At 29.9% G+C, this 18193-nt stretch carries 14 protein-coding genes; 6 read left to right on the forward strand and 8 right to left on the reverse strand.

Annotated features, from left to right (window positions below):
• Positions 1–177 precede the first annotated feature (177 nt).
• The 5 genes from ACR0P1_RS01780 to ACR0P1_RS01800 form a co-directional block, all read right to left on the reverse strand.
• Positions 178–1713 (reverse strand): type I restriction-modification system subunit M, encoded by a 1536-nt coding sequence (locus tag ACR0P1_RS01780; RefSeq protein ID WP_432644691.1) that lies wholly within the window; start codon positions 1711–1713, stop codon positions 178–180.
• A 1-nt stretch (position 1714) separates the two neighbouring features.
• Entirely contained in the window at positions 1715–2278 is a 564-nt protein-coding gene (locus ACR0P1_RS01785; RefSeq protein WP_432644692.1) for a restriction endonuclease subunit S, read from the reverse strand.
• Between the two features lie 254 nt (positions 2279–2532).
• Positions 2533–5280 (reverse strand): type I restriction endonuclease subunit R, encoded by a 2748-nt coding sequence (locus ACR0P1_RS01790; RefSeq protein WP_432644693.1) that lies wholly within the window; start codon positions 5278–5280, stop codon positions 2533–2535.
• Between the two features lie 182 nt (positions 5281–5462).
• On the reverse strand, positions 5463–6194 hold the full coding sequence (locus ACR0P1_RS01795) for a tRNA (adenine-N1)-methyltransferase (RefSeq protein ID WP_432644694.1): 732 nt from the start codon (positions 6192–6194) through the stop codon (positions 5463–5465).
• Positions 6194–7150, reverse strand: a complete 957-nt coding sequence (locus ACR0P1_RS01800) for a zinc metalloprotease HtpX (protein WP_432644695.1) — start codon at positions 7148–7150, stop codon at positions 6194–6196. The genes ACR0P1_RS01795 and ACR0P1_RS01800 overlap by 1 nt, the downstream gene beginning before the upstream one ends.
• A gap of 152 nt (positions 7151–7302) precedes the next feature.
• On the opposite strand from ACR0P1_RS01800, the gene ACR0P1_RS01805 reads away from it, so the two are divergent.
• Positions 7303–8250: a replication factor C small subunit gene (locus ACR0P1_RS01805; RefSeq protein ID WP_432644696.1), complete on the forward strand. Its 948-nt coding sequence runs from the start codon at positions 7303–7305 to the stop codon at positions 8248–8250.
• Between the two features lie 9 nt (positions 8251–8259).
• Complete coding sequence (locus ACR0P1_RS01810; RefSeq protein WP_432644697.1) at positions 8260–9768, forward strand: replication factor C large subunit; 1509 nt, start codon at positions 8260–8262, stop codon at positions 9766–9768.
• A 33-nt stretch (positions 9769–9801) separates the two neighbouring features.
• Here the strand turns inward: ACR0P1_RS01810 and ACR0P1_RS01815 are convergent, their stop codons facing one another.
• Positions 9802–10479: an ATPase gene (locus ACR0P1_RS01815; RefSeq protein ID WP_432644725.1), complete on the reverse strand. Its 678-nt coding sequence runs from the start codon at positions 10477–10479 to the stop codon at positions 9802–9804.
• 10 nt (positions 10480–10489) lie between these two features.
• Positions 10490–11344, reverse strand: coding sequence for a shikimate dehydrogenase (locus ACR0P1_RS01820; RefSeq protein WP_432644698.1), 855 nt, complete (start codon positions 11342–11344; stop codon positions 10490–10492).
• Positions 11345–11429: 85 nt separating this feature from the next.
• On the opposite strand from ACR0P1_RS01820, the gene hisS reads away from it, so the two are divergent.
• Genes hisS through ACR0P1_RS01840 form a run of 4 tightly spaced genes read left to right on the forward strand, consistent with a single transcriptional unit; the run spans position 11430 to position 15735 of the window.
• The gene (gene hisS, locus ACR0P1_RS01825) at positions 11430–12725 is read left to right on the forward strand and encodes a histidine--tRNA ligase (protein WP_432644699.1); all 1296 of its coding nucleotides are present in this window, start codon (positions 11430–11432) and stop codon (positions 12723–12725) included.
• A 2-nt stretch (positions 12726–12727) separates the two neighbouring features.
• Positions 12728–13135, forward strand: a complete 408-nt coding sequence (hisI, locus tag ACR0P1_RS01830; protein WP_432644700.1) for a phosphoribosyl-AMP cyclohydrolase — start codon at positions 12728–12730, stop codon at positions 13133–13135.
• A 1-nt stretch (position 13136) separates the two neighbouring features.
• On the forward strand, positions 13137–14981 hold the full coding sequence (locus ACR0P1_RS01835) for a PINc/VapC family ATPase (protein WP_432644701.1): 1845 nt from the start codon (positions 13137–13139) through the stop codon (positions 14979–14981).
• Positions 14982–14985: 4 nt separating this feature from the next.
• The gene (locus ACR0P1_RS01840) at positions 14986–15735 is read left to right on the forward strand and encodes a sugar phosphate isomerase/epimerase family protein (RefSeq protein ID WP_432644702.1); all 750 of its coding nucleotides are present in this window, start codon (positions 14986–14988) and stop codon (positions 15733–15735) included.
• Here ACR0P1_RS01840 and ACR0P1_RS01845 read toward each other — a convergent pair.
• On the reverse strand, positions 15732–18053 hold the full coding sequence (locus tag ACR0P1_RS01845) for a DEAD/DEAH box helicase (RefSeq protein ID WP_432644703.1): 2322 nt from the start codon (positions 18051–18053) through the stop codon (positions 15732–15734). The two genes, ACR0P1_RS01840 and ACR0P1_RS01845, sit on opposite strands and share 4 nt — an antisense overlap.
• Positions 18054–18193: the final 140 nt, after the last annotated feature.

Genomic DNA, 18193 nt, shown 5'->3' on the forward strand with positions numbered 1-18193 from the left:
ATTCAATTGCTCTACTTTAAAATAAGGAAAATTACCTTTAGATTTAATTAAATTTTTCGGACTTTTACCACTATTAATTTGAACTAAATCACCTAAATTATTTTCAATCCATTCATCATTAAATCCGTGAAATCGTAATTTCGGTACTGATTTTGTTTCATCCATATAGAAACCTCCCTAAAATATAGGTGCCTCAATTCCTAATTCATCACAATATTTTTTAATTTCAGCATCAATTTCTTTCATATCCTCATTGATTTGTTTTAACTCTTTTATTACATCTTCTAAGATTACTGGCTCTTCTTCTTCAAAAGTATCAACATATCTTGGAATGTTTAAGTTGAAATCATTTTCTTTAATCTCATCTAGAGTAGCTCTATGTGAATATTTCTCAATTTCTTCACGATTAGCATAGGTATTAACAATCTTTTCAATATCTTCTTCACGAAGTTTATTTTGATTTTTAACTTTTTCAAATTCTTTAGAAGCATCTATAAAGAGAATATCTTGATCTTCTGAACGACATTTTTTAAAGATTAAAATTACAGTAGGTATGCTTGTTCCATAGAAAATATTTGCAGGTAGACCAATTACTGCATCAAGATAATTTTTCTCATCAACTAAATATTTACGAATAATTCCTTCAGCCGCTCCTCTAAATAAAACACCATGAGGTAATACTATGCCCATTGTTCCATTTTCATCTAAATGATAAATCATATGTTGAACAAATGCATAATCTGCTTTAGATTTAGGAGCTAACTTACCATAAGCACCAAATCTTTCATCATCTAAAAAAGATTTATCTGAGGACCATTTTGCTGAGAAAGGAGGATTTGCAACTATTGCATTGAATCTCATTCCAGTGTCATGTTGTGGTTCTTCTAATGTGTCTCCTTGGCGTATATCAAATGCTTTATAATCAATATCATGCAAAATCATGTTCATTCTAGCTAAGTTGTAAGTTGTTTGATTTAATTCTTGACCATAGAAATTACCTACTTTTACTTCTTTACCTACTCTTAAAAGTAATGAACCTGAACCACATGTTGGATCATAAACACTAGATAATTCTGACTTATTTAATGAAACAATTTTTGCTAAAATCTTAGATACTTCTTGAGGAGTATAGAACTCACCTGCTTTTTTACCAGCATCTGATGCAAATTTACTGATTAAATATTCATAAGCATCACCAAGAATGTCAACTTCATCATTTTCTAATTCAAAATCAATGTCATTAAGATGTAAAATAATTTTAGTTACTAATTCATTTCTTTTTTCAGGATTTTTTCCTAATTTTGATGAAGTTAAATCAACATCTTCAAATAAATTACTAAAATCATCTTGACTTTCATGTCCTAATGAAGAATTACTTATAGTATTTAATGCTTCCGCTAAATCATCTAAAATAAATTCTCTTTTAGTACATTTAGTTACAATAGTTGAGTATAAATGACTTGGTTCAACAAAATAACCTAATGATTCTGTAGCTTCTTCTTCAAGATCTTCCTTATAATCTTCTTTTTCATATGCTTGTGCAAATGTAATTCCATCATTTTCTAATTCTTTATTTAAGTGAGATTCAATCCTTTCTGATAAGTATCTGTAAAAAATTAATCCTAACATGTAATTTTTAAATTCACTTGCATCCATATTTCCTCTTAATTCATCTGCTACTGCCCATAATTTTGCTTCTAAATTGTTATTCATATTAATCATCCTCTTTCATGTAATTATTTAATATTGCTTTTATCATTTTTTCATCAATTTCACTTAATTTTTCATGTAAATCTTTTTTTATATTAATTAAATCTAATAATTCCCCTAATTTTATTTGTTTTTCTTGATCTATTACTGGGATTTTAAGTTCTTTTAAATAAATTGTTTTGATTGTTTGTAACGCACTTCCTTCATTCAATATATTTTGATATTTTGGAAGTATTTCATTTTTAAGAACATGATAAATATAATTTGAATCATATCCTTGTTTTGCACGTATTACACAATAAAACATTGAAACAATTAATCCTTCTTGATCTATTTTTACAATTGTGTTTTCCCCTGCAAGTTGAATTAATATATCTCCTTGACGAGTATAGAACTTATTATCCAATTCAATAGATATTTCCTTAGTTTCATATTCAATATTATTATTTGAATAAATTTTTTTTATCACTGTTTGTTCTTGGAGCGCATTAGAAGTTTTTTTACTAAATCTACCTAATCGTGCTCCTGTAAAAACATCTGCGATTTCTTTTAATTTTTTGTGTTGCATTTTATTTGCACCTCCTTTTTTGCCATAGGATTAAACAACATGAACCTCGTGTTTCTGCGAAAACTTTTTAAAAGGTGAAATAAAATATATGAAATGAACTACATGATTGTCCTATTGGACAATCTTTTTACCCAATTAAAAATATAATTAAAATTAATTGGAAAGTTCTGTCATTTTTTCCTAATGACAATTAATCCTCTGTAACATATAGTATATAAATGTTGTCATTTTTTTATAATGACAAATGATTATCACTAATAATCAAAAGTTTCAAATAACTCTAAAATTTTAGTTTTGATATTTTCAACTTTTTGTTTTTTCTCTCTGAACTTCAATGAATCCAAGAATGCTTTTTTGATAATATTATTATCTAATCTACCTGTAAATTCAAAATTATAAAATATTTCTCTTGCTTTGTCCTCATCAAGATTCTCATCATCTATAATTTTACAAATAGCTTTACGTCTTTCAGTTTTCATGAACCACTCAAATTCTTCTTCAACTGTGACATCTCTATGTTGAGCATTTCCTAACCTTTCATCAATGAATTTTTCAATTAATGCAATTTTACTACGTAACTGCTCAGTTTCTCTCATTATATTAATAATACGCTGTTTATCATGTTCAAAACTAGGACTATCCATATCTAAGTCTCCTAATAATTTGATAATATAATCAACATTAATATTATCATTTCTAAGTAACTCTAATTCAAAATCAATATCCTCGAGTATTGATACACTTTCTTCTCCAGATTGAGATCTTTCATCATAAATATCTAAATAAATTGATTTATAATCATTATAATCTTGTTCTGTGATATCTAAATCATCAAAAGTAAATTCAGTAAAAATATCTAATTTATTCATTATTCTAGATAAATTTCTAAAATTCATTACAAAAGTTGCTTTATTTTTTTCTCCAGATAAATTAGCTGCCTCTTCAACTGATTTAATCAATTTATAGAACTCCACTAAGCTTTCATTAAATGCATCACGATAATATTCATAAGGAGCCATTAAAACATCTTCGATAGGTTCATCATTAGAGAATAAAGCTACTGAACGGTCAACATCCTCTTTAATATTTCTAAAACAAACAATATTTCCCTGAGATTTACGTCTATTATAAATACGATTAGTCCTTGAAAATGCCTGTAATAATGTATGATATTTTGCATCTTTATCAAAGTATAATGTATTTAATAATTTACTGTCAAATCCTGTTAAAAACATGTTAACGACTAATAATAAATCAATATCCCTATTTTTCATTCTTTTAGATACATCCGCATGATACTCTTTAAATGTATCTGTACTGAAATTTGTACCGAACATTTCATTATAATCTTTTATATAAGTTTCCAAAGTGTCCCTTGAATGTTCGTCTTTTTCATCCATGTCTTCATTAGCTTGATATGTGAAAATAGCTGCAACTTTAAGGTCATGTTCTTTTTCTTTAAATAACCTATAATAATCATGAATAAATCCCGTTGGATTATTTTTAGACTTTTGTGCGACTGCAAACATCGCATTAAATTCACGATTTTTAGTTTTTCTATCATAACTTTCTATAATATAATCAACTATCTGGCTTAATCTTCTTTCACTAGCATAAAATTCATCTTTTTTAATACCAATTACTTCTTCATCTTCAAAATTTTTTAATTTTGCTCCACCCATATAATCTACAGAAAAACCCAATACATTCTTATCATCCATCGCATCTTTAATTACATATGAATGTAAAAGTTTTCCAAATATGCTTTTAGTTGTTTTTGAATCCATTGCATTTTCTTTAAATATAGGTGTTCCTGTAAATCCAAAGCACAAACTGTTTGTAAAAAAGTTAGTAATTACTTGATGCATTTCACCAAACTGACTCCTATGACACTCATCAAAAATAAATATAATATTTTTATCTTTTATTTCCTCTAATTTTTTACTAACATGTCCTCTTTTATTAACTGCAATAGATAATTTTTGTATAGTTGTAGTGACTAGTTTATTTTTTTCACTTAAGAGATTTTTAACTAATGCTCCAGTATGTTCTGTGAAATCCACACATCCTGGACAAAAACTATTAAATTCTTTATTTGTTTGTATATCTAAATCTCTTCTATCTACAACAAATATAACTTTATATATTGATTCTTCCTCTGCTAAAAGCTGACTTACCTTAAATGAAGTAAGTGTTTTACCAGAACCTGTAGTATGCCAAACATAACCGTTTTGTTTAACTTCTAAAGCTTGTTCCATGACTGCTTCAACAGCATATTTTTGATAATAACGTAATATCATTAATGATTTTGATGATTCGTTAAGAACCATATATTTAGAAATCATTTTACTTACATTACATTTATCTAAAAATTCAGCTGCAAATTCATTTAATTGGTGAATATTTTTATTATTTTTATCTTTACAGAAAAATGTGAATTCAAACTTAATATCTGAATAATTTCCATTAGCAAAATATTTAGTCCTAACACCATTACTTATTACAAAAATTTGAATATAATTAAACAATCCTTTATAAGAATGTTTCATGTATCTTTTAATCTGGTTAAATCCTTCTTTTAATGGTTGGCCTCTTCTTTTAAGTTCAATTTGAACTAATGGTAACCCATTAATTAATAATGTTACATCATATCTATTTTGATACTTCCCAATCATTGAAATTTGATTAGACACTTGAAAAATATTTTTACACCAATCTTTTTGATTTAAAAACATTATATGAAATGGCCTTTCTCCTTCGCGAACAATAGGATACCTATCTCTTAATTTTTTAGCTTTATCAAAAATAGTTCCTTGATTTAAATGAATAAGTATTTCCCTGAATTCTTGATCAGTTAATTTAACTTTATTAAGCTTTTCTAACTGTTTTTTAAAATTTGCATTTAATTCATTTTCATCCTTGATTTTAATACGTTCATAACCATTATCAACTAATTGAGCTATTAGTTTTTCTTCTAAAATTGCTTCACTCTCTGCAACCATTAATAACACCAATAATATAAATTGTACATATTTTTATTAATAATATTATTAATGCATTATTATATTCAACTAAAAAAATTGAGTGTACTAATACCACCAATTTTATTAAAAAACAACAGTATTATTAAATTTAATAAAAAAAATACATGAAAAATAGTAAAATAATTATAGCTAAAGTATAGCTATAATTTCCTTGCAAATACCAAATAACCACTATGGCCAACCATACGTGTTTTTGGTCTGACACCTTGAGGCCTGACTTCAAGACCACGCTCTAGAATTTCAAAAATCTTAATATCATAAAATCCTAACTTTTTAGCGATACGATAAGAGATTTCTGCTTGATCAATATAAGGTGCATAAACTGTTAACCATCCTCCAACATTTAAAGATTCCATTACATCCTCAAATATTTCAAATGGCTTTGGTAAATCCAAAAAGACCAAATCAATTTTATCTTCATCAATTCCATCTTTAATATTTTTATTTTTGACATGAATATTGGTAATTCCAAACTTTTCAATATTTTTACGAGCAACTTCAGCAAAGTCTTCCCTAATCTCGTAGGTAAATACATCACCTTCCGGACCAACGACATTTCCAAAGTTCAATGCAATAGCTCCAGCACCAGTTCCAGCATCAACTACACGTGAACCTGAACCTAAACCAGTATGTGCTAATACCAATCCGATATCTTTTTTAAGAAGAATAGAACATCTTCTATCCATAATATCAATAAAATCATTAATATTAGGTTTAATAATTTTAAATGTGTGGTCTAAGTGGCTTTTAACCTCATCGCCAACATCTGCATTATCCAATACCTCAGCAGATACTATCCCTAAATCGCTTTGAAAATCTTCATTAGGCTTTAAAACATACTTTTTACCACGCTCATCTAAAATCATTTTCATTATTCTAACTCCGCTAATCTTTTAACTCTTTTTAAGGAATCAGGGTGAGTAGATAATAACTCCATAATTCCATTTTTCTTTGAAATTGTAACTTCAGAATTTGCAAGTCTTCTTAACTCTTCATCAGATATTTTTCCATCTCCATCAAAGTCAATTTGCTGGAAATCAGAAATATCATTTTTTGCATTGTTTACATCATTTACAAAGAAAGCTCTGTTTGTATTTACTTCTGAAATTGTTTTTTCATCACATCTAGCCGCACCATAAGACAATTTATAAAGTGCAGACACTAAAGCTGCAGGTCGATTTCCAAATTCAACACTTGCCTCATCAGCATAGTATTCACGAGTTCTTGAAATAAATAGTACTAACAATTGTCCAATCAAATAAAAAACATATCCAAGAATTCCAATTATGATTGTTCCTTCATTGTCACGATCTCCTGAAAACATGAATGATAATGCAATATAATAACAAATCATTGGAATAACACTAACTGCAGCAGTGACAATCATATCATTATGCTTAATATGGCCCATCTCATGACCAATAACTGCTTTTAATTCATCATAGTCTAAAAATCCTAAAATTGGACGGGTAATTGCAATGTGTCCACTTCTGCTTGATCTACCATATGCAAATGCATTTGGAATATTAATTTCAGATAAACCTATTTCAGGTTTTGGAATTCCAGCTGCATCAGCTAATTCTTGAACCATTTGATGAATATGGGGTGCTTCAGATTCTGATAATGGTCTTACATTCATTGAACGTTTTACTATACTTGGTCCAAACCAATATTGTAAGAACACAATCACTATACTTATACCGAAATATAATTTCCAGCTGCTAATACCTAAGAAATATCCTACAAGCATTATAAGGAAATATACGATTGAAAACATTATAACAGATGTAAGAATCATTCTTAACTTAAGTTTCCATGTATTTCTCATATTAATTAACACCTTAAAATTTATTATAAACATTAGTTTTTAAATGCTTACTTTAAATATATATCTATTATATTCCATATACTTAAAAAGTTAAGCAAAAAATAATTTAATTACAAAACACATAATATTACTATATAAAAAATGGTGATTGAATGAGCGGACCATGGGTAGAAAAGTATAGACCACAAAAATTAGAAGACATTGTAGGACAAAAACAGATTATTGCAAGATTACAAAAATATGTAGGCGAAGAAAGCATGCCTAACTTAATGTTTACAGGTCCTGCAGGTGTTGGTAAAACAACAACAGCATTAGCATTAGTAAAATCCATTTTAGGAGAATACTGGAGACAAAACTTTTTAGAATTAAATGCATCAGATGCAAGGGGAATCGAAACCGTAAGAAACAACATTAAAAATTTCTGCAGATTAAAACCTGTTGGTGCTCCATTTAGGATAATCTTTTTAGATGAAGTAGATAATATGACAAAAGATGCACAGCATGCTCTTCGTCGTGAAATGGAAATGTATACAAAAACCGCTTCATTTATACTTTCATGTAATTACTCATCAAAAATTATCGACCCAATTCAATCTAGATGTGCAATATTTAGATTTACTCCAGTTAAAGGAGAAGAGATTAAAGAACGTTTACAATATATTTGTGAACAAGAAGGCGCTAAAGCAGATGACCAAGGCCTTGAATCAATTGTTTACTTCGCCGAAGGGGATATGAGAAAGGCAGTAAATGTCCTTCAAGCTGCAACCTCCGAAGGAGAAACCATTACTGAAGATTCAGTTTATGAAGTTGTTTCAAAAGCTAAACCACAAGATATTGGAAATATGATAAATAAAGCACTGATGGGTGACTTTATGGGTGCTCGTACACTCCTTAGGGAAACCATGGTACTTCAAGGAACCAGTGGAGAGGACATGGTTACTCAGATTTATCAAGATATTTCTAAAAGAGTCATTGAAGGAAAAATGGATGCGTCAATCTACATGGATTTAATTGAAGCTATTGCTGAATGTGACTTCAGAATAAGGGAAGGAGCAAATCCAAGAATACAGCTTGAAGCTTTATTAACCCAATTCTTATAAGGTATAGAAATGTTATGGACTGATAAATACCGACCACAAGAGTTAAGTGAAGTGGTAGGTAACAAAAAAGAGATTGAAATAATCAGAAATTGGGTTAATGCTTGGAAATCCAATGACCCTCAAATACCCCTACTTTTAGTTGGTCCACCAGGTATCGGGAAGACAACACTAGCTCAGATTATATCAAAAGAGTTTTCTGAATCTATTGAGCTTAATGCTAGTGATAAGCGTTCACACGACATCATCAGAAATACAATTGGAGAGTCTTCCTCTTCTAGGTCTCTTTTTGGTGATGAATATAAATTAATTATTCTTGATGAAGTAGATGGTATTCATGGAAGTAATGATCGTGGAGGAGTTAAAGCAATTGGAGAGATAATTAAAAGCTCAAAACATCCAATGATTTTAATAGCTAATGATTTTTACTCTAAAAAAATACAATCCATAAAAACAAAATGCCAAGTAATTAAAATGAAAAAGTCAAGATGGAATTCCATCTCAAAGCTTTTAAGAGAAATTGCCATAAAAGAAGGAGTAGATACAAACCCACAAGCATTAAAAGAAATTGCTGTAAAATCACAGGGAGATGTCAGATCAGCTATCAATACATTACAAGCACTTTCAAGTAAAAATTCAAAGCTTGAAGTAGATGATATAGAAAACATGAAAACCAAAGACACTCGTTCTGATATTTTCAATGCTATTAGTGGTGTATTAAAAAGTAAAACCCCCGCTCATGTTAAAGAGGCAATGTGGATTGAAGAAGATCCCACACTTGTTATGGAATATATTGCTGAGAACATTCCAAGAGAATATAAGAAAAAAGAGGAAATTAAAAAAGCATATGATTATATTTCAAAAGCAGATATTTTCTTTGGAAGAACATTAAGTAGCAGAAATTATGGTTATTGGAAGTATGCAAGTGACTTTATGGGAATTGGAGTAAGTAACTCCAAACATGAAACATATAAAAAGTTCACAAAAATTCAAACACCTACAATATTTTCATTAATGAGTCGTAACAGAGGTAAAAGAAACCTAAGAGATGGAATTGCTGAAAAAATGTCCGTAAAATTGCATATTTCACATGCAATTGCTATTTCAATGTTCCCTTACCTTGAAATTATGTTTAAAAACGATGAACTTGCTTGGGAGATTTCTGATTATTTGGAACTTGAAGATACTGAAATCAAAAGATTCAGATCTAAAAAGATTCCTAAAAAAGTCATTACAAAAATGGAAAAACAAAAAGCTCAAATGAGAGTTGAAGAACGTGATAAGCGTGCCAAAGAGATTAAAAATCAAATAACTGATGTTATTGATGAAGTTAAAAAACCTAATGACAATGAACTTCCATTTGAGATTTCAGGCCCGGATTCCACTAATGTTAAAGAAAAACCTCTCATAGAATCAGAAGAAAAAGAACCTGAAAAAACAGAAGAAAAGCCTAAAAAAATAGAAGAGAAACCTAAAAATAAAAAGAAAACAGATAAACAAGTTTCATTATTCAGCTTCTAAATATTTTGTTTCGCCAGCAGATTGATTGAATAATTATTGAATTTCTAATTTCTTTTCAATGAATTCTGCTGCTTTAACAACATTTTCCTTATATTGGGGAGCTACATCTTCTAAAAATTTACTAAAGGAGATAGCTAACTCATTTTTATTTTTATTTTCAATTAATTTTTGACCATCCATCTCTAAAAATGAATTAATCCAATCTAATGGCACATTAATTAATGGATAAATTTCACCAGGATTCATTTTAAAATTTAATCCTACACCATTAAAAATTCCCTCAAAAATATCATTTACCTGATCATCTAAAATCAAAGGATTTACAATTAAATCAGTTTCCCCTTCATAAACCAGTTTAACACCATATTTACGAGTATAAGGCTCCATAAGTAATTCAACTATAAAATTATCTTTAGGCATTAAAATAGATGAATTAGGTTTTATTTCTAATGCCAAATGTTTTGATGATTTTGAACAGATTTTTTGGAATAATGAACTTCTTACAACTTCAATTTCAGGATATTGCTTATTAAAGGTAGCTTGTCTTTTTCTTGAAAATTTTGAAAATCTTAAATTATTGATATAGATTTTATTAGGAGTATATGAAATAAATCGACTATCTACACCAATTATTTTTAAAAATTTTAATACATCCTTTTTAGATGTTGAAAATTCCTCTGTTTCATCTGAGAATCCTGAAACATCAAACATTAAATCCACATTATCCCTCTAAATTGAGTGTTTGCCTTAAGGCCTTTTCCATTTCATCGACAGGAGCATCCCTACCTGTCCAAATTTTGAAACTTTCTGTTCCCTGATAAAGCAACATCTTAATACCATAAACTGGCTTTGCACCTGCTTTAATAGCTTCTTTTAGTAGAACTGTATCATTAGGATTGTAAACCGCATCAAATACAACTAAATCCTCATGCATATTTTCTGCCCGTGCAATAGGCTCATCATCATAATTAGGATGCATTCCAATTGGTGTTGTATCTATTAAAATATCAGCATTGGCCAAATAGTCATTAATTTTTGAAATGGAATCTGCAGTAACATCATTGATTAAACCTGAATCAGAAATATCGCTAGCTAAACTTTTAGCCCTATCTATATTTCTATTTAAAATTGTAATGGATTCTGCACCATATTTTGCAATATAAAATGAAATAGCTCTTGATGCACCACCTGCACCTGCAACTACAACATTTTTATCTTTAATGCTAGTAACTTCCTCAATTGCTTTTACAGCTCCAATTCCATCAGTATTGTACCCTTTTAAGTTTTTAAAATCAATAGTATTAACAGCTCCAATTAATCTAGCAACTTCATCAATTTCATCTAAGAATTGTATTACATTAATCTTGTGAGGGATAGTCACATTAAATCCTTTAATATTTAATGATTCACCTGCATTAATTGCTGATTTTAAATTATTAGGATTAACATCAAAAGCAACATATGCATAATCCATCCCTAATTTATCAAATGCTGCATTATGCATTGGCGGTGAAAAGCTATGCTCCACAGGATGACCAATTAGTCCTACAATATTTGTACTACCTTTAATTTTCATATAATATTTAATTGATTAACAAAGATTATATAAATTTGTATACACATATTTAAATTATAATATATCATTTATAAGGAGAACAAAAATGGATTTTACAAGACCAAGAGGTACAAGAGATTTTTTATTTGAAGAAATGAGAGAAAGAAAACAAGCGGAAAGTACCTTAAGAAGAGTATTTGAAAGTTATGGTTATCAAGAGATTCAAACCCCATTATTTGAAGAATTAAAATTATTTACAACTAAATCTGGAGACGAAATTGTAAACCAGTTATACAATTTCAAAGACAAATCCAACAGGGAATTAACATTAAGACCTGAAATAACTGCACCTGTTGCCAGATTATATTTAAATGAACTTGAAAAAACAGCAACAAAACCAATAAAGCTCTATTATTATGGAAGCTGTTTTAGATACGAAAGACCCCAAAAAGGAAGATTCAGACAGTTTTGGCAATTTGGTTGTGAATTGATCGGTGCTAAAACACCTCAAGGTGAAGCAGAAGTTATTGCACTTTGTACTGATGCAATTAAGTCTCTTGGAATTACCACTGCAGATGTTAATTTAAACCACTTAGGAATAATCAGGGGATTATTCAAACATTTTGATATTTCAGTTGAAACTCAAAGAAAAATTATGGTTGTTATCGATAAAGGAGATAAAGACTTACTCATTGAATCTTTAAGTGGAGATGAACCTGTTATTGATAATGATGAATTAAATCAAATTTTACTAAAATTAATCGACCTTGTTGGAGATAAATCAATTATTTCAGAAGTTGAAGATTTAATAGAACCTTATGAGGAACCAAAAGCAGCATTAAACGAACTTAAAGAATTACTTTCATATTTAGATGCATTCCAAGTTGAAAATTATACCTTAAATTTAGGTGTTGCAAGAGGACTTGACTATTATACTGGGGTCGTATTTGAGATTTATGTTCCAGAACTCGGTGCTCAAAAGCAAATCTGTGGTGGAGGATCATACAACCTCGTTAAACTTTTCGGAGGTCAGGAAGTAGAGTCCACTGGTTTTGCACTAGGATTTGACAGGTTAATGAATGCAATCGAAGAACTTACAGACAAAGAAGAATTGCCTTCACATTTAGATGTTTTTGTAGCTCCTATTTCTAAAGATGTTAGATTAAAAGCATTTGAAATAACCCAAATTCTAAGGAAAAATGGTTTTAAAGCTGATGTCGATTTAAACGGTAAAAAATTCAAAAAATTAATGAATTATGCTGATAAAATTAAAGTTGAAAAAATCATTATTATCGGTACCAATGACCTCGAAGAAGGCAAAGTTACTGTTAAAAATATGATTAGTGGTCAGCAAGGACTGGTTGATATTGATAATGTTGTAGATTATCTTAAAGAGGAATAAAAATGAAAATCAACTTCAGACATGAAATTAATGGAGTTAATGTAATCACTGCTATTGCACAAGATACTAAAACAAATCAGATATTGATGCTTGCAAATATGAACAAGGATGCATTAATCAAAACCATTAAAACAGGTAAAGCTCACTACTGGAGCACTTCAAGAAATCAATTATGGCTCAAAGGCGAAAGCTCAGGCCATTACCAGGAAGTTGAAGAGATTCTTGTTGATTGCGATATGGATGCAATTATTCTAAAAATCAATCAAACAGGTGCTGCTTGTCATGAAGGATACCTCTCATGTTTCTATCGAAAAATAAACACAGAAAATGAAGTTGATATTGAAAATTTAAAAGAAGAAGATTTAGAAGTCGTTTTAAAAAGACTTGTAAACCCAGAAGACGTGTATTAAAATGAAATGCATAATACCAGATACAAGTGCGGTTATTATAGGTGCAATAACCGAATTAATTGAAACAGAAGATATGGATTACCCTGAAATTATTGTACCTGAAGCAGTTGTTTGTGAACTTGAACATCAAGCTAATGCTAACAGACCAGAAGGTAAACTAGGACTAAAAGAATTACAGAAATTACAGGCTCTACAATATGATGGGGAATTATCCATTAGCTTTAAGGGAAAAAGACCAACAAATTATGATATTAAATATGCTAAAAGTGGTGAAATTGACAGCATAATAAGAGATTTAGCAAGAAGCGAAATGGGAACTCTTCTTACAAATGATAAAGTCCAGGCTGAAACTGCTAAAGCTCAAGGCATCCCAGTTTATTATTTCAAACAAGAATACAAAGAAACACCACTTTCAATTGAAAAATTCTTTGATGATGAAACAATGTCCATTCATTTAAAAGAAAATGTTGTTCCAATGGCTAAAAAAGGGACTCCTGGACATATTAATTTTGAAATACTAAACGAAAAACGATACACATATAAAGAACTCAAGGAAATCGTTACGGAAATTCTTGATAAAGCAAAAAATGATCCTAAAACTTATCTTGAAAGTGAAAAAGAAGGATCTTATGTTGTTCAATCAAGAGAATATAGAATTTCAATAGCTTATCCTCCATTTTCAGAGGCCTTGGAAATAACAGTTGTAAGACCTGTTGTCGATAAAAGTTTAGATGAATACAACCTATCCGAAAAGCTATTAAATAGGATTAGAACTAGTGCTGAAGGAATATTAATCTCTGGTTCACCAGGAGCAGGTAAATCTACATTTGTACAGGCAATGGCAAAATATTATTCATCAAAATTAAATAAAATTGTAAAAACTATGGAATCTCCAAGAGATTTACAGGTTCCAGATGAAATTACACAATATGCTCCATTAGAAGGAAGTATGGAAAATACAGCTGATGTTTTATTGCTTGTAAGACCCGATTATACCATTTATGACGAACTTAGAAAAAATACTGACTTTAATATCTTTGCAGATATGAGGCTAGCAGGTGTCGGAATGATTGGAGTAGTTCATGCAACTCGTCCAATAGATGCAATCCAAAGGATAGCTTCAAGAGTAGAACTTGGTGTAATTCCTTCAATTGTTGATACAAGTATTTATATTGAAGATGGAAAGGTCACTAATGTCTATGAAACAAAAATGACTGTTAAAGTTCCAACAGGAATGAAAGAAGCTGATCTTGCAAGACCAGTAATTGAAGTAAGAGACTTTGAAACTGGTGAACTTAAAAATGAAATTTACACTTATGGTGAACAGACTATTGTCATGGATATAGATTTAGTCAACAACCCTCAAAATGATGAAAAACAAAAAACTGCTGTTGAAAGAACTGCTGAGAAGGAAATTTTAAGAAAAGTTAAAAAACTTCTTCCAAAGAAAGCTAAAGTTGACGTGGAAGTTACCTCACAAGAAAGAGCAAACATATACATTCCAGAAGAGTTTATTCCAAAAATCATTGGAAAAAATGGTAAAAGGATTGCTGAAATTGAAGATAATATTGGAATAAGTCTAGGAGTTGAAATAATTGAATCCAAACCAATAAGCAAGACTCCGATTGAAGTGGATATTATTCACACAAATAAACAATTGATTTTAGATTTAGGTCGTGACAAAGGAAGAAAAAATTTTGATGTATACATCAGTGGAGAGTACTTACTTACCGCCACAACTTCCAAAAAAGGAGAGATAAAAATTAAAAGAGGAATAGAATTATCTGATTACATTATCGAAGCTATCGAAATGGGATTGGAAATTACAGCTATTCAAAAAATGTGATATTATGAAAATCGGAGCATCAACACTTGCAGGAATCGAATATACATTAGACCATACTTTAGAATTTATCGAAAGTTTAGGTCTAAATTATGCAGAATTAGTACATCAATTTCCTTGTGAAACTATCGATGATGATTTATTAGAAAGTTATAAACTAAAATACTCAATACACGCTCCTTTTATGGATATCAACATTGCTAGTTTACAAAATCAAAGCAGATTAAATTCAATCAAACAAATCAAGTCATCAATTGATTTTGCAAATAAGATTGATGCTGATGCTGTTGTTATTCATCCAGGAACAACCTCATTTTTGCCAAATAAATATTTTAGAAATGAAGTAAATAATTTTGCAAAAGAATCAATGATAGAACTTGGAAGATATGGAGAAGATTTAGGCATATTAACTACCTTCGAGAATATGCCCTCTTTTAACAGCATGATCTATTCAGATATGACCGAATTAGATGAATTTTTAAAAGAAAACGAATTATACATGACTTTGGATATTGGTCATGCAAACCATTCAGGAGAATCCGCAGAAGCAATGTATTTTGATTCTATTAAACACGTACATATCCATGATAATTTTGGTGATGATGATGCACACCTTACATTAGGTGAAGGCTCAATTGATTTAAATCATATAGTTAATACTCTAGAGAAAAATAATTATGATGGCATCTACATCATTGAAGTAAATAACTATGATTCTATAAAAAAAAGTTATGAGTATATGAAAAAGAACTTCTAGAGAAGTCTCTTTTCTTTAACTTCTTTTTCAAAATAAAGATATTTAGAATCAATCACTTTTCTAATATTTTCCGCTGTTTTTTTACCAATACCTTCAACCTCTTGGAGTTCACTTTCACTTGCATTTATTATTCTTCCAACACTACCGAAATGAGCAAGTAAATTCTTAGCATTGACAGGACCAATATTAGGTAAGGATTCAACAATAAACAACTGTTGCTCCAGTAGACTTACTGGTTTTTTATCTGTTCTAATTTGGATAGGTGTTCTTTCCCCAGACTGTTCACGAATAGCAATTCTTTTAATCATCGCTGCAGTATCCTGAGCATTCCTTGTTGGAATAATACTAATACCAAAATCAATTGCAATAGAAGCAAGTGATCCACGAATTGCATTCGGATTAACCATACCTCCATACAATCCATCACCTTCAAGTATTAATAATGGGCGTTTGAATTCCTCAGACAACTCCCGAGCTTGTTTAAATAACCTTTTATCGATGATTGAATCTATGAAATCTTTAGTAGTTTTTCTCTCGATTGCCACTTCATCACTTACCTGATAATCAGCAACAGCCATTGAACTAACTTTAACATCCATTTCCATTTCAGTCAAGTGCCTAATAACTTTTGAATTACCCTCACGAGAATCAGCATAGACAATTGGGAAATCATTCTCTTTTTTAGGCTTGTCAATAACCTTAACATTTTTTTGATTTTCCATACGCTCAATAGCAGATGCATTTAATTCTTCTAAGACTTTAGGATCAATTAATTGATTTTTCATACGATCTTCTTTATTAATACTAGTCCAATAATAAGCCTCATCTCGTGTTCCATTTGTCATTAATACTTTTACACGACCAGTTCTTTTACGACCAGTTCTCCCCCTTCTTTGAATCATACGTACTTCAGATGGAACCGGTTCATACAATATAACTAAATCAACAGCCGGAATATCAATACCCTCTTCAGCTACACTAGTAGATATTAAAACATCATATTCTCCCATTTTAAATGATTTAATAATCGCTTTTTGTTGTTTTTGAGTTAAACCTTTTTCACCATCTTTTGACGCCTGACCAAAGAATTTAACTGATTTAATCCCTTCTTTTTCAAGTTTTTTATGAATCATTTCAAGAGTATCACGATATTGTGTGAATACCATGATTTTAGATGCATTTTCATCATTTTTATCTTCAAAACGGTTTGTAGTAAGTTTAACCTGACCATCAGTTTCACCTAATTCCCGTTTGATGATTTTTGTAATTTCCCTTAATTTTGGATGTTCCCATCCATGATTTTCAGCATCTCTTGCTAATTTGATGGCACGACTAAAATTATCATCCCACATTAAGGATTTAGCTGCTTTAGTTTTCTTTTTACGTAATCTTCCAACATATTTATTAAATGTCTGGATTCCTTGAGTCTCAATTAGCTCTTGAGCATGTTGAACATTAATAACAGCACTTAATATTGAAATAGCTTGGAATAATTCTTTATCTGGGTTGGATGATTTTGCAATTTCACCTTGGACTCTTCCCCTTGCTTTTAAGATATCTACTTTTCCTACAGAAACAGTCTTAATAATTCCCATATTTTTCAGAGCTTTGAGTCTTACTTTTAAAGATTTATCAACGAAACCTTTAATTTTTTCAAGCTCCTTGCTCATTTTTACCCTAACCCAATCGATTTCTACCGGATTAAAATAAGGTTTTACATCAGCATCATCTTCTGTTTTAACAACAATATTTTGAATGTATAAATTCTCACAAACTTCTTTAATCTTAAATTTATCAGAACCTGGAGAAGCAGTAAGAGCTAAAATAAGATTGAATTTAGATTCCTGCACATAACGAGCAGCTAAATAGACATAAGAATAAGACCCAACACCATGATGACATTCGTCAAATACAATTAATGAAACACTACTCAAATCATAGCGTCCATTTAATAAATCTGATTCAATAGTTTGGGGAGTTGCAGAAATTATTCTTGATTCCTCCCACCTTTTAGTCCTCTCTTCTGGCTTAATAGCACCTGTTATTGAAGTACATGGGAGATTAATGAATTCTTTGAAACTAGCTTCATGCTGTATTGCTAACGGTTTTGAAGGAGCTAATACTAATATCTTAGAATTTTTAACCTTCTGTAACCTATCTGCAGCAACTAAAACAGCCACAATTGTTTTACCTAATGCAGTAGGTGCAACAACCATAGTATTTCCTTTTTTTAAAACATCCCCTGCAAGAACCTGTTGATACAATCTTGATTCGATTGCATTCTCTTTTAATAGAGGATGAGAAATATAACTAGTCATAATAAAACCCATATCTAATAATTATAAAAGAATCTATACCTACCTCTTAATTATTATCATATTACTTTTTGGTATTTATAAAATGTTTAGTGAGAGCATTTGAAAAGTAATATTACTTAGAAAAAAAGTAAATTTGAAAA

Source organism: Methanobrevibacter sp. (assembly GCF_050872065.1).
Lineage (GTDB): Archaea > Methanobacteriota > Methanobacteria > Methanobacteriales > Methanobacteriaceae > Methanocatella.